Source organism: Streptomyces sp. a15, assembly GCF_059026085.1.
The window spans coordinates 14,538-38,203 of record NZ_JBWLKM010000077.1 but is presented as its reverse complement, the minus strand read 5'-3'; the positions used below and the strand labels follow the sequence as shown (position 1 = coordinate 38,203).

Sequence of the window (23,666 nt, the reverse complement as noted above, 5' to 3'; positions counted from 1 at the left end):
GGGTCTTTGGCCGGTGCGGCGAGGGTGCGTGCCGGGCGCCGTGGGTGCTGTGCGGGACTTTCGAAACACCCCCTAGGTCAGGCCCGCCGCGCGTGCCCGCTCCACCGCCGGGCCGATCGCCTTGGCGACCGCCTCGACGTCGGCCTCCGTGGAGGTGTGGCCGAGCGAGAACCGGAGGGTGCCGCGGGCCAGGTCGGGGTCGGTGCCGGTGGCGAGGAGGACGTGGCTGGGTTGGGCGACGCCCGCGGTGCAGGCGGAGCCGGTGGAGCACTCGATGCCCTGGGCGTCCAGCAGGAGGAGCAGGGAGTCGCCCTCGCAGCCCGGGAAGGTGAAGTGGGCGTTGGCGGGGAGGCGGCCGCCGGGTGCCGGGTCGCCGCCGAGGATCGCGTCGGGGACCGCCTTGCGGACCTCCTCGACCAGGCTGTCGCGCAGGGTGCCGATCTCCCGCTCGAACCACTCGCGCTGCTCGGCGGCCAGGAGGCCGGCGACCGCGAAGGAGGCGACCGCGGGGACGTCGAGGGTGCCGGAGCGGACGTGCCGTTCCTGGCCGCCGCCGTGCAGGACGGGGACGGGGGTGTGCTCGCGGCCGAGCAGCAGGGCGCCGATGCCGTACGGGCCGCCGATCTTGTGGCCCGAGACCGTCATCGCGGCGAGGCCGGAGGCGGCGAAGTCGACGGGGACCTGGCCGAAGGCCTGGACGGCGTCGGCGTGCAGGGGGACGTCGAACTCGGCGGCGGTTTCGGCCAGTTCGCGGATCGGCAGGACCGTGCCGATCTCGTTGTTCGCCCACATGATGGTGGCCAGGGCGACGTCGTCGGGGTTGCGGGCGATGGCCTCGCGCAGCGCGTCGGGATGGACTCTGCCGTAGGCGTCGACGGGGAGGTATTCGACCGTGGCGCCCTCGTGTTCGCCCAGCCAGTGGACCGCGTCCAGGACGGCGTGGTGCTCGACGGGGCTTGCGAGGACCCGGGTGCGGGCCGGGTCGGCGGCGCGGCGGGACCAGTAGAGGCCCTTGACGGCGAGGTTGTCGGCCTCGGTGCCGCCGGAGGTGAAGACGACCTCGCTGGGACGGGCGCCGAGCGCTTCCGCGAGGGTTTCGCGGGCCTCCTCCACGGTTCGCCTGGCCCGGCGGCCGGATGCGTGGAGGGAGGAGGCGTTGCCGGTGCTGCTCAGGTGCGCGGTGAGTGCCTCGACTGCCTCGGGAAGCATCGGGGTGGTCGCGGCGTGGTCGAGGTATGCCATGGTGACGCCGATTCTACGGGGCCGTGCGGTTGGCCTCGGCGGGGCGTCTCGCGCGGGCGGATCGGCCACCGCCGCGGTCAGAAGCTCCAGGACACCGAGTTGTCCATCTGCATGAACGCCAGCAGGACCAGCAGGTCGGCGACGCCCAGGCCCAGGCCCAGGTACGCGCGGCCCTTGCGGGTCGTGCCGCGCCACAGGGAGACGGCTGCCAGGGCGATGGCGGTCGGGCCGAGGAAGAGGTTCAGGACGAGGAGTCCGAGAAGGCCGAGGACGAAGGACGCTACGGCCATGCCGTCGGCGTCCCGGATGCCGGTGCGGCGGGTGGCCGGTGCGGTGAGTTGCATGACGGGTCAGCTCCTGGAAGTCGCAGGCGTCGTACGGACGGTCGGTCGTCGTGTGGACAGTCGGTCAGTGGGTGGTGCCGCGGCGGCGGCCGTGGCGCTCACGGATCGCGAAGATGCCGAGCCAGACGGCGATCACGACGGCGGCGACGGCGGAGAAGCCGAGCGGCGCGTGGGCGACGGTGCCGAGGACGACACCGAGCAGCAGGAACGCGGCGACGAGGAACAGCATGGGTGGGACCCCCTCCGACGAGAGAACTCTCGAGTCGCTCTCGTTACGTTTCGGTGAACGCTTGTGGGTACAGTTGTTCACTGACTTCCCAGTCTAGCGCGTCCCATGACTTTCCAATTCCAGAGAACAGTTGTTAACTGCATGGCATGAGTCACATCCTCGGCGTCCGGCAGGCACAGAAGCAGAAGACCCGGCAGGCGCTCTTGGACGCCGCGTTGGGACTGCTGGAGGAGCAGAGCCTGAGCAGTCTCGGCCTGCGCGAGGTCACCCGTGCCGTCGGTGTCGCCCCCACGGCCTTCTACCGGCACTTCCGCTCCACCGCGGATCTCGGCGTGGCCCTCGTCGAGGAGGCACTGGGCAGCCTGCACCCGATGATCCGGACGACGGTGTCCGGGGCGGACGACCACGACCAACGCATCACACGCGCCGTCCAGTTGATCGCCGGCCACGTGGACGTGTACCCCGCACATGTCCGTTTTATCGCCCGTGAGCGACACGGCGGAGTCCAGCCGGTGCGGGAGGCGATACGCGAGCAACTGGCGCGGTTCGGCCAGGAGGTGAAGACCGAGCTGGCCAAGGACCCCGAGTCCGCGGGCTGGAGCGAGGACGACCTCCTCATGCTGGCCAACCTGTACGTCGACCAGATGCTGATCACCGCCTCGCTGTTCCTGGAGACGCTGGAGGCTTCGCCGGAAGAGCGCGAGCGGGTGGTCCAGGTGGCGACCCGGCAGCTGCGGCTGATCAGCATCGGCCGTGACCACTGGCTGGACTGAGCCGAGCCGGGGGCCACAGGGGCCCTGCGGGCACTCAGCCCTGCCCGACGCCGGGCCGGTAAAGGTCCGTGACAGAGGCGGCCGCCCGGGCCAGTTCCTCGCGCACTTCCGGCGGGGAGAGAACCTCCACCCGGTCGGAGAACTGCAGCAGTTGACGGGCCTCGCCGAGCACGCCGTACGACAGCCGGGCCGTCACCCAGGCGCTCTCGCCGTCGTCGTCGGGGAGTTCGACCAGCGACGAGGCGCTGATGCGCAGGAACAGGTCGAGACGGTCGCGCCGGACACGTACGGTGACGTCGAGTCCGCCGGGGCGCTCCTCGACCTGCCGGCGCAACACCTCCCAGACGTCGGCGAGTTCGACGCCGGGCCGGCGCCTGACCGGTTCGGCCAGGACGGTCGCCGACCGCACCCGGTCGGCACGGAAGAGCCGCGGTCTCCCGCGCCGGTCGGCGACCAGGTACCAGACGCCCGCCTTGGCGACCAGCCCGTACGGGTCCACGGTGTACGTCCGCACCTCCCGCTCGCCGCTGTGCCGGTAGCGCAGCCGCAGCCTGCGGTCGGCGAACACCGCGTCCTGCAGCGTCCCCAGGTCCACCGCCTGTCGCGGGCCGCCCTTCCAGCGCGTGGCGTCGACGAGGATGCGGCGGGAGGTCACCTCCGCGGCCGGGCGGTGCGGGGCGGGCAGCGCGGCCATCACCTTGCGCAGGGCAGAGCCCAGCGCCGCGTCCAGACCGAGCGCGGCGTGCGCACCCTGGGCGGCCAGGATGAACAGCGCACGGGACTCGTCGGCGGTCAATCCCGTGACGTCCGTACGGAACCCGGCGAGCAGCTCGATGCCGCCGTGCCGGCCGCGTTCGGCGTAGACCGGGACGCCGGAGGCGGACAGGGCCTCGACGTCCCGGTAGATGGTGCGTACGGACACCTCGAGGCGCTCGGCGAGTTCGGGCGCGGTGACGCGGCCGCGGGTCTGCAGGAGCAGCAGGATCGACAGCAGGCGGTCGGACTTCACCGCCCCAGGATCCAGGGCAGGGCCGGGACCGAGGACCTCAGGGTCCCGGACGGCCTCTCGGCCGGGGACCCCAGGGTTCCTGGACGCCGCCTCAGCCGAGCCTGACCCTGGCCAGCTGCCGCGACTGCGCGACCAGCCGGTCCGCGCTGTCCCACACCTCGGCGTCCTCCTCCAGGAAGCCGCCGGCGAGGTTGCGGGTGGTGATCGCAACGCGCAGCGGGCCCGGGGCCGGGCGGCAGCGGACATGGACCGTCAGTTCGACCGTGGGCACCCAGCCGGACAGGCCGATCTCGAAGGCGGTCGGCGGCAGCGCGTCGACGGCCAGGAGCAGCGCGAAGGGGTCGGGGTCGCGGCCGTCGGCGAGCCCGAACCAGGCCCGCATCTCCCCCTTGCCGGAGGGCGCTCCGAGCGCCCAGCCCAGCGTCGACGGGTCGAGCTTCAACATCAGCCGGTCGGCGATCGCCGAGCTGCCCGGCACGGGCGCCGCACTGTCCTCGGGCCCGAAGCACTGCTCCACGGGCGGGATCGCGGGCGGCTCGGCCGTCGTACGGACGTCGTCCGGCAGCGCGTCCAGGTCGCCGTAGGAGGCGAGGACGCGGATGCGTTCGACCTCGCGGCCCCGGTTGTCGTACTGGAAGAGGGAGGCCTGGCCGGTGGAGAGCGTGCGGCCGGTGCGGACGACGTCCGTGCGGACCACCGCCGGGCCGGGCTGGGACGCGGTCAGGTAGTGCGCCGAGATGGTGAACGGGTCGGCGTGCGGCAGGGCGTGCGCGAGCGCGCGGCCCAGGACGGCCAGGAGATAGCCGCCGTTGACGGCGCTGATGATCGTCCAGCCGGCGGAGAGGTCGATGTCGTAGACGCCGGGTTCGCGCAGGGTGACCGCGGTGTCCCGGTCGAACTCGCTGTCGCCGATGACGGCGCGCACGGTAGCTGCTTCTGACATGGCTGAACGGTACAACAGGTAATTACTAAGCGGTAGCTTTCACCGTTACGGGCGCGTGACACCGGCTCTCGCGCCCCAGGTGAGAAACGGTCAATTTCCTGGTAAGCGTCCCCACTCGTCCGTAAACCCGAGGCCGCCGCCGTCCCTCTCCAGATACATGAGCCTCACCGGGACTTCGTTCCTCTACACGCTGATCGCGCTGGCCGTCGTCGCCCTCGCGCTGCCGCTCGCGCTGTGGCCGCGGATGCGGGGACCCCGGGCCCTGCGCGCCGCGACGCGGGTGCTGATGCTGGTGTTCGCGCAGGGCACGGCGGTCGCGCTGGTCTTCGTGCTGGTCAACAACCAGAACAGCCTCTACGACAACTGGGGTGACCTCCTCGGCACGGGCAACCACGTCCAGCAGGCCGCCGACCTGGGCGCCGACGGCACCGGCGGTATCGCGCTGGACCGGCTGCCCAAGGTCCGGCAGAGATTCACGCAGGCCGGCGGCGTGCGTGTCACCCAGCTCAAGGGCCGGGTGTCGGGCGTGAACGCCGAGGTCTACGTCTGGCTGCCGCCGCAGTACGGCCGACCCGCCTACCGGCACCACAAGTTCCCGGTCGTCGAGCTGCTGTCGGGCTATCCCGGCTCGGCGAAGGCCTGGTTCGCGTCCCTGCACGCCGACAAACAGCTGCGGCCGCTGATGCGGGGCGGTGAGGTCGCGCCGTTCATCCTGGTCGCCCCGCGCACCAACCTGCTGGCCGGCGTGGACCCGGGCTGCGCCAACATCACGGGCACGGTGAACGCGGACAGCTGGCTCAGCGTGGACGTGCCGAACATGGTCATGGACAACTTCCGCACCGAACCCGCACCGGCGGGCTGGGCGGTGGCCGGGTACTCCGCGGGCGCGCACTGCGCGGCGAAGCTCGCCGTCGCGCATCCCGACCGCTACCGGGCCGCGGTCAGCCTGTCCGGCTACAACGACCCCATCGGCGAACGCAGCTCGCTGGCCGCGCAGAACCCCGTCCTGCGCAACGCGAACAACCCCTACCTGCTGCTTCGCGAGGCCCGCACCCCGCCCCCGATCGCGCTCTACCTCTCCGGCCAGCCGCACGACGGCTACGAGGACGCCGTGGCCCTCGAACAGATCGCGAAGGCGCCGACGACCGTGCACGTCGTCTACATCCCGAAGAGCGCGGGCGGCCACACCATGGCGCTGTGGCGACCGCAGGTGGTGCCCGCCTTCCGCTGGCTGACCGAAGAGCTGGGCCTCGGTACCGCTACTCCTCCCGTACGGTCGAGCGCCGGTTCCACGCACGCGGCGCTCGCCAGTGGAAGCGCATCGCGAGCAGCCGCAGGACGAAGGCGGTGACGACCGCGAGCGCGCTGGTGAGCGGGGTGAGGGCGTCGTAGTGGATGCAGAGGACGACCATGGTGGCGCCGACCATCGCCGGCACGGCGTACAGATCGCGGTCCCAGCGCAGCAGCGAGGGCACCTCGTTGGCCAGCACGTCCCGCAGCACACCGCCGCCGACCGCGGTGGCGAGGCCGAGGGCCGCCGACTGGGTCAGGCCGAGGCCGTACTCGTACGCCTTCGTCGTGCCGGCGACGCAGAACAGGCCGAGGCCGGCCGCGTCGAAGACGTTCACGCCGGCCTGGATGCGCTCCACGTGCGGGTGCAGGAAGAAGACCAGGAGGGCGGCGAGCAGCGGGGTGGTGAAGTACCCGAGGTCCGTGAAGGCGGCGGGCGGTACGGCCCCGATGATCAGGTCGCGGAACAGCCCGCCGCCCAGCGCGGTGACCTCGGCGAGGACGGCGATGCCGAAGACGTCGAAGTTCTTGCGCACGGCCAGCAGGGCGCCGGAGATGGCGAAGACGAAGATGCCGATCAGGTCGAGCGTGTGCTGGACGGACGGGCTGAACAGTTGCTGAAGCACCCCTACATTCTTACCCGACAGCGAGCCCTCGCCTTCCAAACGAAGGCGGGGGCTCGCTGATCGGGCAGGTTCTACTTGTCCTTGGAGGGAGTCTCGCCCTCCGCGGAGGTTTCCGCGGGAGTCACCGCGGGAGTCTCCGTGGACGCCCCGGCGGCGGCCTCGACCTCCGCCGCCACCGCCGCCGACGTCTCCGCCGACTCCGCCAGCACCTCGTCCGCGACCAGCTCGGCCGCCTCCTTGGCCACGGTCAGCAGCACCGTGTCCTGGGGAGCCTGGTCCGCGAAGTTCTCCGGGTGGTGGCAGGCGACCTGCTGGCCGGGCTTCAGCTCGACGAGCGGCGGCTCGGCCGTCGTACAGATCTGCGTCGCCTTCCAGCACCGGGTGTGGAAGCGGCAGCCGCTCGGCGGGGAGATCGGCGAGGGCACGTCGCCCTTGAGCAGGATGCGCTCGCTCTTGGCCGCCCTGCGCCTCGGGTCCGGGATCGGCACCGCCGACATCAGCGCCTTGGTGTACGGGTGCATCGGCGCCTTGTACAGCGAGTCGCGGTCGGAAAGCTCCACGATCTTGCCGAGGTACATCACGGCGATACGGTCCGACACATGGCGTACGACGGACAGGTCGTGCGCGATGATCACGTACGTCAGGCCCAGCTCCTGCTGGAGGTCGTCCAGCAGGTTCACCACCTGCGCCTGGATCGACACGTCGAGCGCGGAGACCGGCTCGTCCGCCACGACCAGCTTCGGGTTCAGCGCGAGCGCGCGGGCGATGCCGATGCGCTGGCGCTGGCCGCCGGAGAACTCGTGCGGATAGCGGTTGTAGTGCTCGGGGTTGAGGCCGACCACCTCCAGCAGGCGCTGGACCTCCTTCTTGATGCCGCCCTCGGGCTCGACGCCCTGGAGCTTGAAGGGGGCGCCGACGATCGTGCCGATGGTGTGGCGCGGGTTCAGCGAGGAGTACGGGTCCTGGAAGATCATCTGCACGTCGCGGCGCATCGGACGCATCGCGCTCACACCGAGGTGCGTGATGTCCCTGCCCTCGAACTCGACCTTTCCGGCGGTCGGTTCGAGCAGCCGGGTGATCAGCCGGCCCATCGTGGACTTGCCGCAGCCGGACTCGCCGACGACGCCGAGCGTCTCGCCGGAGCGGACCTCGAAGTCGATGCCGTCGACCGCGTGCACCGCGCCGACCTGCCGCTGGAGCAGGCCCTTCCTGATCGGGAAGTGCTTCTTCAGCCCGGTCACCCTCAGCAGGACCTCGCCCGGGGCGGGGTCCTTCGTGAGGGTGGCGCCCCCCTCCTGAGGAGCGTCGCCCTGCGCGGGAATGGTCACCGCTTTCTCGTCGTCACTCACAGCTTCGGCGCAATCTCTTCGGTCCAGATACGCTCCCGCTGCTCCGTGCCCAGGTGGCAGGCGGCCCAGTGCCGGCTGCCCACTTCGGCGAGCTCGGGGCGGACGGTGCGGGTGACGTTGTCCTTCGGGAGGTCCGCGTACGGGCAGCGCGGGTTGAAGGCGCAGCCGGACGGGATGTTGATCAGCGAGGGCGGGGAGCCCTTGACCGGGATCAGACGCTCCTGCTGGTCGCGGTCCAGGCGCGGCATCGAGCCCAGCAGACCCCAGGTGTAGGGGTGCCGGGGCTCGTAGAACACCTTCTCGGCCGGGCCCCGCTCGACGCAGCGGCCGCCGTACATCACCAGGATGTCGTCGGCCAGTTCGGCGACGACGCCCAGGTCGTGGGTGATGACGATGACCGCGGAGCCGAACTCCTTCTGCAGGTCGCGGATCAGGTCGAGGATCTGCGCCTGGACGGTGACGTCCAGGGCGGTCGTCGGCTCGTCCGCGATCAGCAGCTCGGGGTTGTTGACCAGCGACATCGCGATCATCGCACGCTGGCGCATACCACCGGAGAACTCGTGCGGGTAGCTGTCGACCCGCTTGTCCGGCTGCGGGATGCCCACCCGGTCGAGCATCTCGACCGCGCGGCGCTTGGCGGTCTTCTTGTCGACGTCGTGGTGGATCCGGTACGCCTCCACGATCTGCTGGCCGATCGTGTAGTACGGGTGCAGCGCCGACAGCGGATCCTGGAAGATCATCGCCATCTCGCGGCCGCGCAGCTTGCGCACGTAGTCCGGGTCGGCGGACAGGAGCTCGGTCCCGTCCAGCCAGATCTCCCCGGAGATCTGCGCCTTGCGCTTGCCGTACTGGCCGGCGGTGTGCAGGCCCATGATGCCGAGTGAGGTCACCGACTTGCCGGAGCCGGACTCGCCCACGATGCCGAGGGTCTTGCCCTTCTCCAGCTGGAAGCTGAGCCCGTCGACGGACTTGACCAGGCCGTCGTCGGTCGGGAAGTGCACCTTCAGGTCGCGCACTTCCAGGAAGGAGGTCGGGGCGGGCGAGGAACCGATGGGCTCGCCCACGGCCGCTCCGCTCTTGCTGAGTTCGGTCATGTGAGCCTCACTCGGGGGTCGATCACGGCGTACAGGATGTCCACCACGAGGTTGGCGACGAGCACCGCGAGGGATGTGATCAGGGTGACGCCCACGATGATGGGCAGGTCCTGATTGCGGATGGCGTCCAGTACGGCCCGGCCGAGGCCGGGCAGGTTGAACGTGGACTCGGTCAGGATCGCGCCGCCGATGAGGGCGCCGAGGTCCATGCCGAGCATGGTCAGGATCGGCGTCATCGTCGAGCGCATGGCGTGCTTGCCGATGACGGTCTGCTCCTTGAGGCCCTTGGCGCGGGCCGTGCGGATGTAGTCCTCGCCCAGGATCTCCATCATGGTGGCGCGGGTGATCCGGGCGTACATCGCCGCGTAGAGGAACGCCAGGGTGATCCAGGGCAGGATCATGCCGCCGAACCAGCCGCCGAAGCTCTCCTCCAGGGGCACGTACTGCGCGTCGATCCATTTCAGCCCGAAGGCGAAGATCGCCAGGCTGAGCATGCCGGTGAAGTAGATCGGGAGGGAGACACCGCCGAGCGCGATGACCATCGCGCCACGGTCCCAGATGGTTCCCCGCTTGAGCGCGGAGAGCACACCCGCCGCGACACCGAAGACCAGCCACAGTACGGCGGCACCGAGCGCGAGCCCCAGGGTCACCGGGAAGCGGTCGGTCAGCACCGGCCAGACGGCCTGCTCACTGCGGAACGAGTACCCGAAGCACGGTGCCGAGCAGTGGATGGTGTCCCCGCCGCCCGAGTACGTGCGGCCGGCGAAGATGCCCTTGAAGAACTCCCAGACCTGGGCGTAGATCGGGTCGCCGAGACCCAGCTTCTGCCGCACCGCCTCGACGGAGGCCGGGTCGGCCTGCTTGCCCACGAAGCTCGAGGCGATGTCTACCCCCGCCCACTTGGGGACGAGGAAGAAGATGCCGAAGACCACCATGATGATGACCACGAGCATCACTGCGGCGGCGAACAACCGCCTGATGAGGTAAGCGAGCACAGCTCTCGGCCCGCCGCGGACCGTGGGCCACCGGTGGGGGTACCTCCCACGCCTTTTGGGCAGTGGGGGACTTCCGGTGGCCCACGATCACGCTGCGCCGGCCTTCACCTGCCTTTCGTGCCGTGTGGCGGGTGTGCCGGGACTACTTCGCGGACTTCAGACCGAGGTTGACGAAGTCGTACATACCGCTGTAGCCGTCGGTGGTGTACACGTTCGCCAGGTTGTCCGAGCGCCAGTTGATGAACTTCTCGAAGACGAAGGGCAGGTAGTACGCGCCCTCCATCACCTTGTGGTTGATCTCCGTGGCGATCTTGGTCTTGCCCGCGTCGTCCAGCGTGGTGATGTAGTCGTCGAACAGGCCGTCGATCGTCTTGTCCTTGATCAGAGCGAAGTTGTTGTTACCGCTCTCCAGGATGTACTTGCTGTCCCACAGCGGCATACCGAAGCCCTGGACGGTCGGGAAGTCCGGACCCCAGCCCATGATGATGATGCCGTAGCCCTTCTTCTTCACGTTCTCGGGGCTGCCGATGATGCCGGAGGTCTGCGAACCGTCGAACTGGTCGATCTGGGCGTTGATGCCGATCTTCTTCAGCGACGCCTGCAGGGACTGGGCGGTGGCCACCTCGACCGGCTTGTTGTTGCGGACCGCGATGGTGGTGGAGAAGCCGTTCGGCTTGCCGCAGGCCTTCAGCGCTTCCTTGGCCTTGGCGGCGTTGCCGGACTTGTTGGCACCGGCGATCTCGTACGGGTCGTACTTCTGGCCCTCGGCGCCCGACACGGACGGCGGCAGCATGTTGGTGCCGATGTCACCACCGGCAACGGGGCCACCGCGCGCGGTCTGCAGCGACACGTGGTCGGCACCGTAGATCACGGCCTTGCGGCACTCGGCGTTGTTGAACGGCGCCACGCTCTGCGGGAAGGTCGCGTAGCGGATGTAGCCGGAGACCGGGTTGTCCAGGTTGGCCTTGTGCTGCTTCAGGGCGGTGGTGCGGCCCTGCGGCGACATGCCGGTCTGGTTGATGTCGAGGTCCAGGTCACCGTTGAGCAGACGCTGGTCCAGCTGGTTGGCGTCCGAGAAGAACTGGACGGTGATCTTGTCCGGGTAGGCCTTGCGGATCGGGTCCGAGGCCTGCTTCCACTCGGTGTTGCGGACCAGCGTGAGGTCCTTGCCCGGGCTGTACGACTGGAACTTGTACGGGCCGGAGGAGAACGGGTGCAGACCGTACTTGGACTTGGTGTCCTTGTCCTGGCGGACCGGGGACGCGGAGATCAGACCCAGCATCTCCTCGAAGTCCGAGTTGGCGGCCGGCAGCTTGAAGACGACGGTCTTGTCGTCCGGCGTCTCGATCGCCTTCAGACCCAGCTTGTCCGGGGAGGTGTCCTTGTACGGGCCCTTGTACTCGCCCTTCGGGTCGAGCACGTCCTTCAGGTAGACCGGACCGCCGGACAGCACGTCCTGCGCCCACACGCGCTCGATGCCGTACTTCACGTCCTTGGACGTGATCGGCTTGCCGTCCTCCCACGTGACGCCGTCACGCAGGGTGTACGTGTAGGTCTTGCCGTCGTCCGTGACCTTGGCGAGACCGGTGGCGAGGTCCGGGGTCAGCTCGGCGCCGGCCTTTCCGGGCTCCGTCTTGTTCGTGACGAGCTGGCGGCTGTAGTAGCGCGCGAAGTTCCACATGAAGCCGTAGTAACCGCGCGTGGTGTCCCACGAGTCGGCATCCTGGGCGCCACCAAACTTCAGCGTGCCGCCCTTCTTGGCGGCAGAGGCCTGGGCGACCTTGTTGTTCGCGGCGTCGAAGCCGGCGGCACCGGTGCTCGAGCCGCCGTTGTCGCCGTCGTCTCCACCGCCGCCGCACGCCGCCGTGGTCAGCAGCGCGGCGACAGCGGCGACAGCGGCAAACGCCTGCTTCCGCCGCCCTGAGGTGCGTTGGGTAGTCACGATCTCGGATCCTCCGGATTTGATGAGAGACCCCGTGTGAGTGCCACGGGACAGTTGGGGTGCTGCGCCTGGACGGTGCGGCGGTTCAGCCGGTTCAACGGGAGGCCTTCGGGTCCAGCGCGTCCCGGACGCCGTCGCCGAAGAGATTGAAGGCCAGCACGGTGATGAAGATCGCCACGCCCGGGACCACCATGTACATGGGGTCGGACTCGTAGTAGTCGATCGCGCTCGAGAGCATCTGCCCCCAGGAGGCGGTGGGCGGCTTGACGCCCACGCCCAGGAAGCTGAGCGCCGCCTCGGTGAGGATGTTGGTGGGGATCATCATCGTTGTGTACACGACGATCGGGGCGACGAGGTTGGGCAGCAGTTCCTTGAACAGGATGTACAGCCGCCCCGCGCCCAGCGATCGGGCGGCCTCCACGTACTCGCGCTCACGCAGCGAGAGTGTCTGGCCGCGCACCACGCGTCCGATGTAGGGCCAGCCGAAGAAGCCGATGACGAGGATCATCACGAAGACGCGCACGCTCGAACCGGTGAGCCCCAGCATCTCGTTCGGCATGACGGAGACCAGCGCGATGATGAACAGCAGCTGCGGGAAGGCGAGCAGGCCGTCCATCACCCGGCTGATCACGGAGTCGAGCCAGCCGCCGAAGAACCCGGCGAGGATGCCCAGCACCGTGCCGAGGATCACGGCGACCACGGCGGACAGGAAGCCCACCAGCAGGGAGATCCGGGCGCCGTAGAGGATGCGGGCGAGGATGTCGCGGCCGTTGACCGGCTCGACGCCGAGCAGGTGTTCGCCGCTGATGCCGCCCAGGGAGCCCGTGGGCGTGCCGAAGAGCGGGTCGATGAGGTTCTCGTGGTACTCGTTCGGGTCCTGCCCCAGGAGGCTCGTGATGACCGGGGCGAGCAGCGCGATCACCACCAGGAAGAGCACCACGGCGCCGCCCGTGAGAGCCAGCTTGTCCCGCTTCAGGCGCTCCCAGGCGATCCGGCCCAGGGAACGCCCCTGTACGGCCTTCGCATCGGCGCTGACCAGCGCCGCTTCTTCGGCCGCACTCGGGGCCGCTTCCGCGGTCGGCTCGTGCAATGGTGCCGTCATCTGGCAGGGACCCCTCTCAACCGGCGGTAGCCGGCCCGCACTTGCCGCTGTGGCGGCATTGATTCAGTCCGTCGTACACAGGGACGAAAGGCCCCTGGTGCGGGAGTCTTCAACGCTTTGGCGATCTGTTGCCAGACTTGACGGTGAAAGGATGCATAAACGTGATGCGACCCAGAGGGTTCCGTTATCCGGACGCCGGGTAGCGCGGGGCGGACGCAGGCCAGTTGGGACATTGGGGACATGGAGGGATGATCCACCCAGTTCTACGCGCGAAGACGGGGAAGGCGGGTCCGGCCACCGGGGCCGGAGAGGAGTTCGGTCAGTAGCCGCCGCGGGCCGGCGGATAGCCGTAACCGGCCACTGGAGCCTGGGCCGAGGAGGGGGCGGGGGCCGGGGCGGACCCCGCATGGGCCTCGCGGTCGTAGAAGGGGCGGGCGCTCGCCCGCATCCACAGCGCCACCGGGTCGTACTCGTCGGACATCGCCACCGTCGACACCGGGAGCCCGTCCGGGACCGCGCCGATCGACTGCTGCATCATCGCGCGCACCGAGTCGACGGCCGGCGGGCTGGTGTCGTACACATCGAGTCCGATGGCGAGATACGGCGCCCCGAGCGCGGGCTGCACCCAGGCGCGGCGCAACGCGCGGACGGCCGGGGTGCGGTGGGCGTTCTGCGCGAGCAGGGCGTAGAACTGCGGGATCTCGATGCCGGGCTCGGACAGCCGCAGGGGTCCGGCGGGCTGGCGCTCCAGGCCGGTGGCGATGCGGCGCAGATCGAGCCAGGGGATGCCGACGCCGCCGCCGGGAGCGTGCGGATTCAGCCAGAGGCCGTAGTGGTCGGGGTACAGGGTGCGGGCGACGTCGATTCCGTCGACGACCTCATAGGAGCGGTTCCAGCCGCTGGCCGAGAGTTCCTGGGCCGAGGTGACGCACGGCGCGTAGCCGTACCCGTCGACCTCCATGTTTCCGTACTGGGCGTCCGGGGAGCCCGCCTGGCCGTGCCACAGCAGCATCCAGACCTGGCCGGAGGAGGGGGTCGCGAGCGCGCGCAGGAGTGCCTCGTAGGCGTCGTAGCGCCCGGGCGTCACCTGGCGCAGCATGTGCTCGACCTGCCCGGCCGCGATGCCGCTGGCGCTCACCTGTACCGCCCCTTCATGAAGTTGCCTCGGATATGAAACCAGCTTAGGCGCTGTGCTGGGCGGAGCCGTGAGAGCTCGGGGCTGCTCGCCGGTGGGCGGATGCGGGTTGTTCGTGGCTTGTCGCGCCCCCGCGGCGGAGCCGCATGTCGACACAGCCCCGCGCCCCTGGGGACGCCGCCCTTGCGGCGTTCTCTAGTAGCCGCTCGTGTAGAAGGGCCGGACCTGCTCACGCATCCAGTGGCCCACCGGGTCGTCGGCCACGTCCAGGAGGACCAGGTTGACCGGCCAGGGGGCCGGGGCGCGGCCCAGGGCCGCGGCCAGGGCGTCCATGGGGGCCGTGCGCAGGTCGGGGGCGTCCCAGTGGGAGAGCTCCACTCCCACGAACATCACCGGGTTCGCCGTCTCGATGGCGGCCAGGCAGCGGCGGGCCGTGAGGATGACGCCGGTGGCCGCGAACTCGGCCGAGGCCGCGGCGAGGAAGTCGACGGGGTCGTCCTGCCAGTCGGGCTCGTAGAGCTTGACGCGGCCGCCGCTCGCGGGGCCGTCCAGCGGGGTACGGCCGGTGCGGCAGAGGTCGGCCACGGCGGGCGGGGGCAGCGGGACGCCGACCGTGCCGTCCGGGTTCACGGCGATGCCGACCTGCGGGGGCAGCCCGCGGGCGAACTCCACCGCGGGCGCGATGGTGTACGACATGTGCGAGCCGACGACCTGGCGGAACTGCTCCTCGGAGCTGAACACCGGGACGTAGGCCTGACCGTCGATCTCCAGCGTGGGCAGGTCGAGCGGGCCGCTGTGCGGGCCGCCGCCGCTGGGCAGCGGGATCCACACGAAGCTGCGGCCGAGCACCTCGACGATCCGCCCGCCGGCCCCGGGGATGCCGAGGGAGGCGGAGAGCACCTCCTCCAGCTCGTTGCCGGGCCATCCGCCGTGCGAATGGGCGTGCGCCTGTGCCGGGAACTCCGAGAAGCCCGCTGGGAGATCCGCCGGGAAGTCCATCTGCTGTCTACCGCCTGCCGAGTACCGCTGCTGTGGCTGAAAAGGCTAACGGGTGCGGGCGGGCCGGGAGTCAGCCCGTCACAGCAATCCGGCCCCTGCACCCGTTCGGGCCGCGAAACCGACCCGCCTCAGCCCGTGAAGCCGATCCGCCTCAGCCCGTGAAGCCGATCCGCCTCAGGACGTTCGCCGCGTCCCGGTCGATCAGGACCGCCGAGCCGCAGCCCGGCGGCAGGTCGCCCTGCTCCACGGAGCTGATCAGGCGGGCGGCCGCGCCGCGGTGACGCAGGAACGCGTACCGCGAGACGCCGCGGCCGCGTTCGCGCTGGCCGGCCAGGGCCGTGTCGGGGGCGACGTCGAGCAGCATCAGGTGCAGGGTGCCGCCCCGGCGGCGGGCCTCGCGGGCCAGCCAGCCGCGCACCCAGGCCTGCGTACCGCAGTCGTGCACGACGACGCCCTCGCCGGAGCGCAGGGCGCGGCGCAGTCCGGCGTAGTGGGCGACGCGGACGAGCGGGCGGTAGACCGCGTACGGCAGGAAGCGGGACAGCCGGCCGTCCCAGCGGTCGCGGGTGTCCTGGGAGTCGATCCGCGTGCCCTTGACGGTGCGCCGCATCAGCGTGGACTTGCCGCTGCCGGGCAGGCCGGTGATCACGACGAGGTCGCGGGGCCCGAAGAGCAGTGCGTGCGGGCTGTGGCCCTCGCGCTCGCGCAGGTCGCGGAGGACGGGTGCCGGGCGCGCTCCACACGCGCCGCGGGCCGGGGCCGAGGGCTGCTCGGGCAGCGCTACGGCCGAGGTCGTGGCGTACGCAGTGGTCCTGTTCACCGTGATCGTCCTCCCCTGGGGTGGGTCACGAGTTTCCCTCCCCGTCGAGTGTAAAGAGAAGGTAATACGCGGTGTCTCGCGTTTTCATGCGCTTACTGCCACAGGCCGGTTACAGATGCGGCCTGCCACGCGCCGACGATGCGTGCAATGATGTGCGCGCCAACTGCATACCGGCCGCTTGAATCCGCGCGGGAGAGTCCCCAGCCGTACCTCGCTGGGGCGCCGAAGGAGCAAGTCCCTCCCTTGAATCTCTCAGGTCCCCGTTACCGCGCGGGCGAGGCACATCTGAAAAGCGGGCCGCTGCGACAGTGGCTCCACCCAAGGTGCAAGTCGTGACCACCGTTTCGCGGGGTCACGTCGAACCTCTCAGGTTCCGATGACAGATGGGGAGGAACGACCTCGCCGTCATGCCTTGGGAGACGACCGTCCGATGAGCAGCACCGCACCCCGTCACACCGCGCTCGATGCCCTGCATCGTTCGCTCGGCGCGACGATGACCGACTTCGCCGGCTGGGACATGCCCCTGCGCTACGGCTCCGAACGCGACGAGCACAACGCCGTACGCACCCGCGCCGGACTCTTCGACCTCTCGCACATGGGCGAGGTCACGGTGACCGGCCCGCAGGCCGCGCAGCTCCTGAACTACGCGCTGGTGGGCAACATCGCGTCCGTCGGTGTCGGCCGCGCCCGCTACACCATGATCTGCCGCGAAGACGGCGGCATTCTCGACGACCTGATCGTCTACCGGCTGGCCGACACCGAGGCCGGGTCTTCTCACTACATGGTCGTCGCCAACGCCTCCAACGCCCAGGTGGTGCTGGACGCGCTCGTGGAGCGTTCGTCCGGCTTCGACGCCGAGGTGCGCGACGACCGGGACGCGTACGCGCTGATCGCCGTGCAGGGTCCCCAGTCGCCGGGGGTGCTGAAGTCCCTCACCGACGCCGACCTGGACGGACTGAAGTACTACGCCGGCCTGCCCGGCACCGTCGCCGGCGTCCCGGCGCTGATCGCCCGCACCGGCTACACCGGCGAGGACGGCTTCGAGCTGTTCGTGGCGCCTTCCGACGCGGAGCAGCTGTGGCAGGCCCTGACCGAGGCGGGCAAGGGCGTCGGCCTGGTCCCCTGCGGGCTGTCGTGCCGCGACACGCTCCGCCTGGAGGCGGGCATGCCGCTGTACGGCCACGAGCTGTCGACGTCGTTGACCCCCTTCGACGCCGGCCTCGGGCGCGTCGTGAAGTTCGAGAAGGAGGGCGACTTCGTGGGGCGCGAGGCGCTCACCGAGGCCGCCGCCCGCGCGGAGACCAACCCCCCGCGCGTCCTCGTCGGCCTGGTCGCCGAGGGGCGTCGGGTCCCGCGCGCCGGGTACGCGGTCGTCGCCGGCGGCGAGGTGATCGGCGAGGTCACCTCCGGCGCGCCCTCCCCCACGCTGGGCAAGCCGATCGCGATGGCGTACGTCGACGCCGCGCACGCGGCTCCGGGCACGCCGGGTGTCGGGGTGGACATCCGGGGCAGCCACGAGCCGTACGAGGTCGTGGCGCTGCCGTTCTACAAGCGCCAGAAGTAGAGACTCAAACGCCAGAAGTACAGACTTGAGCGGTCCGTGCGCGTGACCCTGCGCACATTTCCGCTGCTCACGTGCGTTTCCAGCAGTCCCCCATTCACCAGCACTCCCCCGCGTACAGGAGAATTCAGGCCATGAGCAACCCCCAGCAGCTGCGTTACAGCAAGGAGCACGAGTGGCTGTCGGCCGCCGCGGACGGCGTCTCGACGGTCGGCATCACGGAGCACGCGGCCAACGCGCTCGGCGATGTCGTGTTCGTCCAGCTTCCGGAGGTCGGTGCCACGGTGACCGCGGGCGAGACCTGCGGCGAGCTGGAGTCGACCAAGTCGGTCAGCGACCTGTACGCCCCGGTGTCCGGTGAGGTCACCGAGGTCAACGAGGACGTGGTGAACGACCCGTCGCTGGTGAACTCCGCGCCCTTCGAGGGCGGCTGGCTGTTCAAGGTACGTGTCACGGACGAGCCGGCCGACCTGCTCTCCGCCGACGAGTACACCGCCTTTTCCGCCGGCTGAGGAGTCGTACACCCGATGTCCGTTCTGAACACGCCCCTGCACGAGCTCGACCCGGAGATCGCCGCCGCGGTCGACGCCGAGGTGAGCCGCCAGCAGTCCACCCTCGAGATGATCGCCTCCGAGAACTTCGCGCCGGTCGCGGTCATGGAGGCGCAGGGTTCGGTCCTCACCAACAAGTACGCGGAGGGCTACCCCGGCCGCCGCTACTACGGCGGCTGCGAGCACGTCGACGTCGCCGAGCAGATCGCGATCGACCGGGTCAAGGAGCTGTTCGGCGCCGAGTACGCCAACGTGCAGCCCCACTCCGGCGCCTCCGCCAACCAGGCCGCGCTGTTCGCGCTGGCCCAGCCCGGCGACACCATCCTCGGCCTGGACCTCGCCCACGGCGGCCATCTGACCCACGGGATGCGGCTGAACTTCTCCGGCAAGCAGTTCAACGTGGTCGCGTACCACGTCGACGACGCCGGCCTGGTCGACATGGCCGAGGTCGAGCAGCTCGCCAAGGAGCACCGGCCGAAGGTGATCATCGCGGGCTGGTCGGCGTACCCGCGGCAGCTGGACTTCGCCGAGTTCCGCCGGATCGCCGACGAGGTCGAGGCGTACCTGTGGGTCGACATGGCGCACTTCGCGGGTCTGGTCGCGGCGGGTCTGCACCCGAACCCGGTCGAGTACGCCGATGTCGTCACCTCCACCACCCACAAGACGCTGGGCGGCCCGCGCGGCGGCATCATCCTCGCCAGGAAGGACTTCGCGAAGAAGCTCAACTCGTCCGTCTTCCCGGGCTTCCAGGGCGGCCCCCTGGAGCACGTGATCGCGGCCAAGGCGGTGTCCTTCAAGGTCGCGGCGAGCGAGGACTTCAAGGAGCGCCAGCGCCGTACGGTCGAGGGCGCGCGGATCCTCGCCGAGCGGCTGACGGCGCCGGACGCCCGCGAGGCCGGCGTCAACGTCCTGTCCGGCGGCACCGACGTGCACCTGATCCTGGTCGACCTGCGCGAGTCCGAGCTGGACGGGCAGCAGGCCGAGGACCGCCTCCACGAGGTCGGCATCACGGTCAACCGCAACGCCGTCCCGAACGACCCGCGTCCGCCGATGGTCACCTCGGGCCTGCGGATCGGTACGCCCGCCCTCGCCACCCGCGGCTTCACGGCCGAGGACTTCGCGGAGGTCGCGGATGTCATCGCCGAGGCGCTCAAGCCGTCCTACGACGTCGAAGCCCTCAAGACCCGGGTGAAGGCCCTTGCCGACAAGCACCCGCTGTACCCCGGTCTGAACAAGTAGTTCCTTTTTGTGGCGTGCCCCGCACACTCGACAGTGCGGGGCGCCCGCCCCCTGCACCACCCGTATTGAGGAGTACCCGTGGCCATCTCGGTCTTCGACCTGTTCTCGATCGGCATCGGCCCGTCCAGCTCCCACACGGTCGGCCCGATGCGCGCGGCCCGCATGTTCGCCCGCCGCCTGCGCAACGAGGCCCTGCTGGAGTCGGTCGCGTCCATACGGACCGAGCTCTACGGCTCCCTCGGCGCGACCGGCCACGGGCACGGCACCCCCAAGGCGGTGCTGCTCGGCCTGGAGGGCGACTCGCCGCGCACGGTGGACGTGGAGAAGGCCGACCAACGGGTGGAGGACATCAAGGCGGCGAGGCTGCTGCGGCTCCTCGGCGAGCACGAGATCGCCTTCGACTTCGACAAGGACCTCGTCCTCCACCGCCGTAAAACCCTGCCCTACCACGCGAATGGCATGACCCTGTGGGCGTACGACGCCTCCGGGGCGGAGCTGCTCACCAAGACGTACTACTCGGTGGGCGGCGGCTTCGTCGTCGACGAGGACGCGATGGGCGCGGACCGCATCAAACTCGACGACACGGTCCTCAAGTACCCCTTCCGCACCGGCGACGAACTGCTGCGCCTGACGCAGGAGACCGGCCTGTCGATCTCCGCGCTGATGCTGGAGAACGAGCGGGCCTGGCGCACGGAGGAGGAGATCCGCGCGGGTCTCCTGGAGATCTGGCGGGTGATGCAGGCGTGCGTCTCGCGCGGCATGGCCCGCGAGGGCATCCTGCCGGGCGGGCTGAAGGTCCGCCGCAGGGCGGCCATGTCGGCCCGTCAACTCCGGGCGGAGGGCGACCCGTTGGCGCACGCGATGGAGTGGATCACGCTCTACGCGATGGCGGTGAACGAGGAGAACGCGGCGGGCGGGCGCGTGGTGACCGCGCCGACGAACGGAGCGGCGGGCATCATCCCCGCGGTGCTCCACTACTACATCAACTTCGTGCCGGGTGCGGACGAGGAGGGTGTGGTCCGCTTCATGCTCGCCGCCGGCGCGATCGGCATGCTCTTCAAGGAGAACGCCTCCATCTCCGGCGCCGAGGTCGGCTGCCAGGGCGAGGTCGGCTCGGCCTGCTCGATGGCGGCGGGCGCCCTCGCCGAAGTACTCGGCGGCTCCCCTGAACAGGTCGAGAACGCCGCCGAGATCGGCATGGAACACAACCTCGGCCTCACCTGCGACCCGGTCGGCGGCCTGGTCCAGATCCCGTGCATCGAGCGCAACGGCATGGCCGCGGTGAAGGCGGTCACGGCGGCACGGATGGCGATGCGCGGGGACGGCACGCACAAGGTGTCCCTGGACAAGGTCATCAAGACGATGAAGGAGACCGGGGCGGACATGTCGGTGAAGTACAAGGAGACGGCGCGGGGCGGGCTGGCGGTCAACATCATCGAGTGCTGAGGCCGGTCAGACGACGATGCAGGTCATGGCCGCCCACAGCAGGGGCGAGTGCTCGATGCGGCCGCCGGCTCGCCAGTGGTCGAGTTGCTCGCGCTGCCAGCGGCCGAGCCGGTGCACGGGGTCGCGGTGTTCGTGGGCGGTGTCGACGGCGACGATCGCCTCCGACAGCGGGCGTACGGACTCGGGCAGACCTGCGAGCCCGTGGAAGGCGAAGCTGGTCGGCAGCACCCAGCGGGTGGCGGTGACCAGCTCGGCACCGTTGTGGATCATCGCCGTCGCCAGACCGAACGACTCGGCGAACCGCAGATCGCCGCCGCTCTCGCAGCCGATCAGTGCGACCCGCGGCGGCGCGGGCCAGATCCGCGCACCCGGCTCGCCGTCCGCGCGCAGGGGAAGCGTGCCCAGCAGGAGGTCCTTGGCCGACAGCGGCCGATGGGTGCGGACCGCCTCGGCCAGGCCGACGGTCCCCGGTCCGCAGCACAGATGGAGCGTGCCGTCCTCGCTCTGCCCGCCCTCGACCGGCGCGCTGCTCACGTGGCCGACGTACATCAGCCTGCGTGCCCCCTGGCGGAGCACGCCGCTCAGCCAGTCCCGGTCCAGGTCAGTGCGGCGGAAGGCCTCCGCCGGGGTGGCGACGGACGGCACGACGGCACCCGCGTCGAGACGCCTCCGGACGAACGACAACAGCTCCGGGTCCGAGCCGGGCGGTCCCAGGACCGAGCCGAGCGGGGAGTCGGCCCGGAATCCGGGCACCCGGGGGTCGAGGGCGAGAACGACCGCGCCGGCGTCGGCGTTCGCCGCGGTGTCCGCGTCCGGCGTCGGACGTACCGCGCGGTCCTGCCGTCGCAACCACGCCGGCGCCGTGGTCACGACGTCCGCCAGTTCTATGAGCCGTACGTCGGTCGCGTCGTCGACGGCAAGCAGTTCCCAGGGGACCTGGGCGACCCGGGGAGACGGCTGGATCCGCACCAGCGGGCGGCCCGCGCGCGCCGCCACCTGACGTATCTGCGCCGTCAGCCCCTCCGGCCACAGCGCCTCGGCCAGCGTCCGCGCGAGCCGCTGCTCGGCCCGGTGATCCGCCAACGCGCCCGAGTCGAACGCACGCCGCATCCCCTCCGCTCCGCCGCCCGCCCCCGGCAGCGCCGCGGCCAGCTCGCGCACCGCCCGGTCGACTTCGTCACCGGGCCCCTGACCGGTGCCGAACCCGTGGGCCCCGCCGGCCCAGGTCCAGGTCATGAACAGGTCTCCGGCGTCGGCCAGCCGGATCTGGACCACCGGGCGGTCCGTCAGGTCGTCGGTGATCCAGAACGGCGTCTCCTCCTCGTTCACGATCCGTCGGTGATAGCGGAACTCGGCCGCCGCGATGTACTCCTGGAGCGCGACGCGGCCGGATTCCGGCGACATCCGCACCTTCGGCGGCGGCGCGACGCGCAGACCGGCGGAGGCGGCGGCCTCCGCCGCCGCACCGCCGAGCGCCATCCGGCCGTCGACGTGCCCGTACGCCTTCATGGCCGCAGTCGGGAAGACCGCCCCGGCGTCTTCGGCGGACTCCGAGGGCCCTGAGGGCGGGGCAGGCGGCGTCGACGGCGTACGGTCCAGTGCCAAGGAGGCGCCCGCGCAGCGGTGTTCCACCAGTTCGAAGAGCAGTCCCTGGTCCTGTCGGCGTACCGCGAGACGGAAGACCAACCGCATGGCGTCGTCCGCCAGTTGCAGCCACTGACTGCGCGCGTGGGCCGTGACGAAGTCGTAGCGCGCCGCCTCCAGAGCCAGTGCGGCGGGCAGGGCGAGGGAGAGCGCGGTACCGATGGACTCCGTCTCGTGGGCGCCGTGGTCCGTCAGGTTCAGGTTGTCCTCAAGGGTTCTCGCGAGCATGAGGTCGACCTGTGCGCACCGCTCGTACACCTCCCGCGCCTGGTACACGTCGCGGGCTTCCTGGGCCAGCCGCTTCATCTGCGGGATGTCGCCCCGGTCGTACGCGTGTTGGGCGCCCAGCAGCATCGTGTCGGCAGCGGCGATCGAGGCGCCGAGCCGTTCGAACCGGGCCAGGCTCGCCTCCGTCAGGTCGCCCGCGCGGGCGCTGTCGCCCCGCTGACCGGCGAGAAAGCCACGGGCCTGTTCACAGACCGCCAGATCACCGAACTGCCGCTGCCGCTCGAAGATCTCGGACGCCTCGGCGTACCACCGCTCCGCGAGGTCGAGGTCGCCCCGGTGCATCGCGGCGTAGGCCCGGTGCGCGAGCAGCGCCTGCTGCTCGACGGTGTCCCCCGTCGCCCGGAAGCCTTCCTCCGCGCGGACGAACCAGTCCTCGGCCGGGTCGAACCGCCCGGTCGAGGCGCAGATCAGGCCGAGGGCCGTCAGCAGCCGCGGCACGGTCTGCGCCGCGGTCTCCGGCACGGTGGACAGCAGCGCCGAGGCCAGCTCCTCGGCCACTCCCCACTCGCCCCGCTCCATCAGCAGGTGCACCCGGTTCAGGCCGAGTTCGGCGGCGCGCAGCCCTTCGGGGTCGTGGAACTCGGGCAGCACGGCAGCCGCCTCGTCGAGACTTGCCAGCGCCTCGTCCAGGTCCCCGGTCCTGCGCAGCAGGTCGGCCCTCGCGAGCAGTGTCTTCAGCAGGACCTCCAGCCACAGCTGACGCCCGTTCGGCCCCATCGGCACCGATGCGATGCCGTCCAGCAGCACGCGGGCCCGCTCGACGGCATCCGCCGCCCCGGCCAGGTCTGTGGCGGTGAGCCGGACACTCGCGAGGTCCGACAGCAGGTGCGCCCGCAGGAACCGTACGTCGGGCGAGTCGTCGAAGGACCCGGCCACGGTGAGCAGCTCCTCGTAGACGGCGCACGCGGCGGCGAGATCAGCGGTCAGCTGATGTTCCTCGGCCAGGGCGAAACCGCTGTCGAAGGGCTCTCCGTACAGCCGCACGACCGAGTCGTCCACCTCGTCGTTCACCGAGTCGTTCACCGAGCCGTCCATCCCGTGGTCC

21 protein-coding genes and 2 riboswitches are annotated in these 23,666 nt (G+C 70.5%); of the genes, 6 read left to right on the top strand and 15 right to left on the bottom strand.

Going from position 1 to position 23,666, the window contains the following annotated elements; all coding sequences use genetic code 11:
• Nucleotides 1–72: 72 nt before the first annotated feature.
• The 3 genes from AC5P09_RS41770 to AC5P09_RS41760 all read right to left on the bottom strand — a co-directional run bounded on the left by AC5P09_RS41770 (nt 73) and on the right by AC5P09_RS41760 (nt 1,815).
• Nucleotides 73–1,242 carry a cysteine desulfurase family protein gene (locus AC5P09_RS41770; protein ID WP_493878920.1) on the bottom strand — a complete coding sequence of 390 codons (1,170 nt, stop codon included), beginning with the start codon at nt 1,240–1,242 and terminating at the stop codon, nt 73–75.
• A 77-nt stretch (nt 1,243–1,319) separates the two neighbouring features.
• Nucleotides 1,320–1,586 carry a DUF4190 domain-containing protein gene (locus AC5P09_RS41765; protein ID WP_493878919.1) on the bottom strand — a complete coding sequence of 89 codons (267 nt, stop codon included), beginning with the start codon at nt 1,584–1,586 and terminating at the stop codon, nt 1,320–1,322.
• A gap of 64 nt (nt 1,587–1,650) precedes the next feature.
• Nucleotides 1,651–1,815, bottom strand: a complete 165-nt coding sequence (locus AC5P09_RS41760) for a hypothetical protein (protein WP_266433527.1) — start codon at nt 1,813–1,815, stop codon at nt 1,651–1,653.
• 146 nt (nt 1,816–1,961) lie between these two features.
• On the opposite strand from AC5P09_RS41760, the gene AC5P09_RS41755 reads away from it, so the two are divergent.
• On the top strand, nt 1,962–2,588 hold the full coding sequence (locus tag AC5P09_RS41755) for a TetR family transcriptional regulator (RefSeq protein WP_493878918.1): 627 nt from the start codon (nt 1,962–1,964) through the stop codon (nt 2,586–2,588).
• A gap of 34 nt (nt 2,589–2,622) precedes the next feature.
• Here AC5P09_RS41755 and AC5P09_RS41750 read toward each other — a convergent pair whose 3' ends face one another.
• Together AC5P09_RS41750 and AC5P09_RS41745 are read right to left on the bottom strand one after the other, a co-directional pair.
• Nucleotides 2,623–3,597, bottom strand: coding sequence for a helix-turn-helix transcriptional regulator (locus AC5P09_RS41750; RefSeq protein ID WP_493878917.1), 975 nt, complete (start codon nt 3,595–3,597; stop codon nt 2,623–2,625).
• 91 nt (nt 3,598–3,688) lie between these two features.
• Nucleotides 3,689–4,540, bottom strand: a complete 852-nt coding sequence (locus AC5P09_RS41745; RefSeq protein ID WP_493878916.1) for a thioesterase family protein — start codon at nt 4,538–4,540, stop codon at nt 3,689–3,691.
• Between the two features lie 157 nt (nt 4,541–4,697).
• On the opposite strand from AC5P09_RS41745, the gene AC5P09_RS41740 reads away from it, so the two are divergent.
• Nucleotides 4,698–5,891 (top strand): alpha/beta hydrolase, encoded by a 1,194-nt coding sequence (locus AC5P09_RS41740; RefSeq protein ID WP_493878915.1) that lies wholly within the window; start codon nt 4,698–4,700, stop codon nt 5,889–5,891.
• On the opposite strand, the gene AC5P09_RS41735 is transcribed toward AC5P09_RS41740, so the two are convergent.
• The 9 genes from AC5P09_RS41735 to AC5P09_RS41695 all read right to left on the bottom strand — a co-directional run bounded on the left by AC5P09_RS41735 (nt 5,800) and on the right by AC5P09_RS41695 (nt 15,892).
• Nucleotides 5,800–6,456: a trimeric intracellular cation channel family protein gene (locus tag AC5P09_RS41735; protein WP_493878914.1), complete on the bottom strand. Its 657-nt coding sequence runs from the start codon at nt 6,454–6,456 to the stop codon at nt 5,800–5,802. The genes AC5P09_RS41740 and AC5P09_RS41735 overlap by 92 nt on opposite strands.
• 71 nt (nt 6,457–6,527) lie before the next feature.
• On the bottom strand, nt 6,528–7,784 hold the full coding sequence (locus AC5P09_RS41730) for an ABC transporter ATP-binding protein (RefSeq protein WP_493878913.1): 1,257 nt from the start codon (nt 7,782–7,784) through the stop codon (nt 6,528–6,530).
• 17 nt (nt 7,785–7,801) lie between these two features.
• Nucleotides 7,802–8,899 carry an ABC transporter ATP-binding protein gene (locus tag AC5P09_RS41725; RefSeq protein ID WP_493878912.1) on the bottom strand — a complete coding sequence of 366 codons (1,098 nt, stop codon included), beginning with the start codon at nt 8,897–8,899 and terminating at the stop codon, nt 7,802–7,804.
• On the bottom strand, nt 8,896–9,894 hold the full coding sequence (locus tag AC5P09_RS41720) for an ABC transporter permease (protein WP_307677438.1): 999 nt from the start codon (nt 9,892–9,894) through the stop codon (nt 8,896–8,898). The genes AC5P09_RS41725 and AC5P09_RS41720 overlap by 4 nt, the downstream gene beginning before the upstream one ends.
• A 142-nt stretch (nt 9,895–10,036) precedes the next feature.
• Nucleotides 10,037–11,836 (bottom strand): ABC transporter substrate-binding protein, encoded by a 1,800-nt coding sequence (locus tag AC5P09_RS41715; RefSeq protein WP_493878911.1) that lies wholly within the window; start codon nt 11,834–11,836, stop codon nt 10,037–10,039.
• Nucleotides 11,837–11,930: 94 nt separating this feature from the next.
• On the bottom strand, nt 11,931–12,938 hold the full coding sequence (locus tag AC5P09_RS41710; RefSeq protein ID WP_493878910.1) for an ABC transporter permease: 1,008 nt from the start codon (nt 12,936–12,938) through the stop codon (nt 11,931–11,933).
• Between the two features lie 319 nt (nt 12,939–13,257).
• Nucleotides 13,258–14,076, bottom strand: a complete 819-nt coding sequence (locus AC5P09_RS41705) for an enhanced serine sensitivity protein SseB C-terminal domain-containing protein (protein ID WP_493878909.1) — start codon at nt 14,074–14,076, stop codon at nt 13,258–13,260.
• Nucleotides 14,077–14,268: 192 nt separating this feature from the next.
• A complete protein-coding gene (locus tag AC5P09_RS41700) occupies nt 14,269–15,072 on the bottom strand; it encodes an enhanced serine sensitivity protein SseB (RefSeq protein WP_493878908.1) in 804 nt (267 codons plus the stop codon).
• Between the two features lie 151 nt (nt 15,073–15,223).
• Nucleotides 15,224–15,892, bottom strand: coding sequence for an AAA family ATPase (locus tag AC5P09_RS41695; RefSeq protein ID WP_493878907.1), 669 nt, complete (start codon nt 15,890–15,892; stop codon nt 15,224–15,226).
• A 179-nt stretch (nt 15,893–16,071) separates the two neighbouring features.
• Nucleotides 16,072–16,171: riboswitch (glycine riboswitch) on the top strand.
• Nucleotides 16,172–16,285: riboswitch (glycine riboswitch) on the top strand. It begins immediately after the preceding riboswitch.
• Between the two features lie 37 nt (nt 16,286–16,322).
• On the opposite strand from AC5P09_RS41695, the gene gcvT reads away from it, so the two are divergent.
• From gcvT to AC5P09_RS41675, 4 genes are all read left to right on the top strand, one after another.
• Nucleotides 16,323–17,456 carry a glycine cleavage system aminomethyltransferase GcvT gene (gene gcvT / locus AC5P09_RS41690; protein ID WP_493878906.1) on the top strand — a complete coding sequence of 378 codons (1,134 nt, stop codon included), beginning with the start codon at nt 16,323–16,325 and terminating at the stop codon, nt 17,454–17,456.
• Between the two features lie 131 nt (nt 17,457–17,587).
• Complete coding sequence (gene gcvH, locus AC5P09_RS41685) at nt 17,588–17,965, top strand: glycine cleavage system protein GcvH (RefSeq protein ID WP_307677432.1); 378 nt, start codon at nt 17,588–17,590, stop codon at nt 17,963–17,965.
• Between the two features lie 15 nt (nt 17,966–17,980).
• The gene (gene glyA / locus AC5P09_RS41680; RefSeq protein WP_493878905.1) at nt 17,981–19,243 is read left to right on the top strand and encodes a serine hydroxymethyltransferase; all 1,263 of its coding nucleotides are present in this window, start codon (nt 17,981–17,983) and stop codon (nt 19,241–19,243) included.
• 78 nt (nt 19,244–19,321) lie between these two features.
• Entirely contained in the window at nt 19,322–20,689 is a 1,368-nt protein-coding gene (locus AC5P09_RS41675) for an L-serine ammonia-lyase (RefSeq protein ID WP_493878904.1), read from the top strand.
• A 6-nt stretch (nt 20,690–20,695) separates the two neighbouring features.
• Here the strand turns inward: AC5P09_RS41675 and AC5P09_RS41670 are convergent, their stop codons facing one another.
• The gene (locus tag AC5P09_RS41670; protein ID WP_493878922.1) at nt 20,696–23,656 is read right to left on the bottom strand and encodes a CHAT domain-containing protein; all 2,961 of its coding nucleotides are present in this window, start codon (nt 23,654–23,656) and stop codon (nt 20,696–20,698) included.
• Nucleotides 23,657–23,666 lie beyond the last annotated feature (10 nt).

Excerpts from the sequence above, each read along its gene's own strand:
- AC5P09_RS41770 (WP_493878920.1), bottom strand. The coding sequence starts at position 1,242 with ATGGCATACCTCGACCACGCCGCGACCACCCCGATGCTTCCCGAGGCA.
- AC5P09_RS41765 (WP_493878919.1), bottom strand. The coding sequence starts at position 1,586 with ATGCAACTCACCGCACCGGCCACCCGCCGCACCGGCATCCGGGACGCC.
- AC5P09_RS41760 (WP_266433527.1), bottom strand. The coding sequence starts at position 1,815 with ATGCTGTTCCTCGTCGCCGCGTTCCTGCTGCTCGGTGTCGTCCTCGGC.
- AC5P09_RS41755 (WP_493878918.1), top strand. The coding sequence starts at position 1,962 with ATGAGTCACATCCTCGGCGTCCGGCAGGCACAGAAGCAGAAGACCCGG.
- AC5P09_RS41745 (WP_493878916.1), bottom strand. The coding sequence starts at position 4,540 with ATGTCAGAAGCAGCTACCGTGCGCGCCGTCATCGGCGACAGCGAGTTC.
- AC5P09_RS41740 (WP_493878915.1), top strand. The coding sequence starts at position 4,698 with ATGAGCCTCACCGGGACTTCGTTCCTCTACACGCTGATCGCGCTGGCC.
- AC5P09_RS41725 (WP_493878912.1), bottom strand. The coding sequence starts at position 8,899 with ATGACCGAACTCAGCAAGAGCGGAGCGGCCGTGGGCGAGCCCATCGGT.
- AC5P09_RS41710 (WP_493878910.1), bottom strand. The coding sequence starts at position 12,938 with ATGACGGCACCATTGCACGAGCCGACCGCGGAAGCGGCCCCGAGTGCG.
- AC5P09_RS41700 (WP_493878908.1), bottom strand. The coding sequence starts at position 15,072 with ATGGACTTCCCGGCGGATCTCCCAGCGGGCTTCTCGGAGTTCCCGGCA.
- gcvT (WP_493878906.1), top strand. The coding sequence starts at position 16,323 with ATGAGCAGCACCGCACCCCGTCACACCGCGCTCGATGCCCTGCATCGT.
- gcvH (WP_307677432.1), top strand. The coding sequence starts at position 17,588 with ATGAGCAACCCCCAGCAGCTGCGTTACAGCAAGGAGCACGAGTGGCTG.
- glyA (WP_493878905.1), top strand. The coding sequence starts at position 17,981 with ATGTCCGTTCTGAACACGCCCCTGCACGAGCTCGACCCGGAGATCGCC.
- AC5P09_RS41670 (WP_493878922.1), bottom strand. The coding sequence starts at position 23,656 with ATGGACGGCTCGGTGAACGACTCGGTGAACGACGAGGTGGACGACTCG.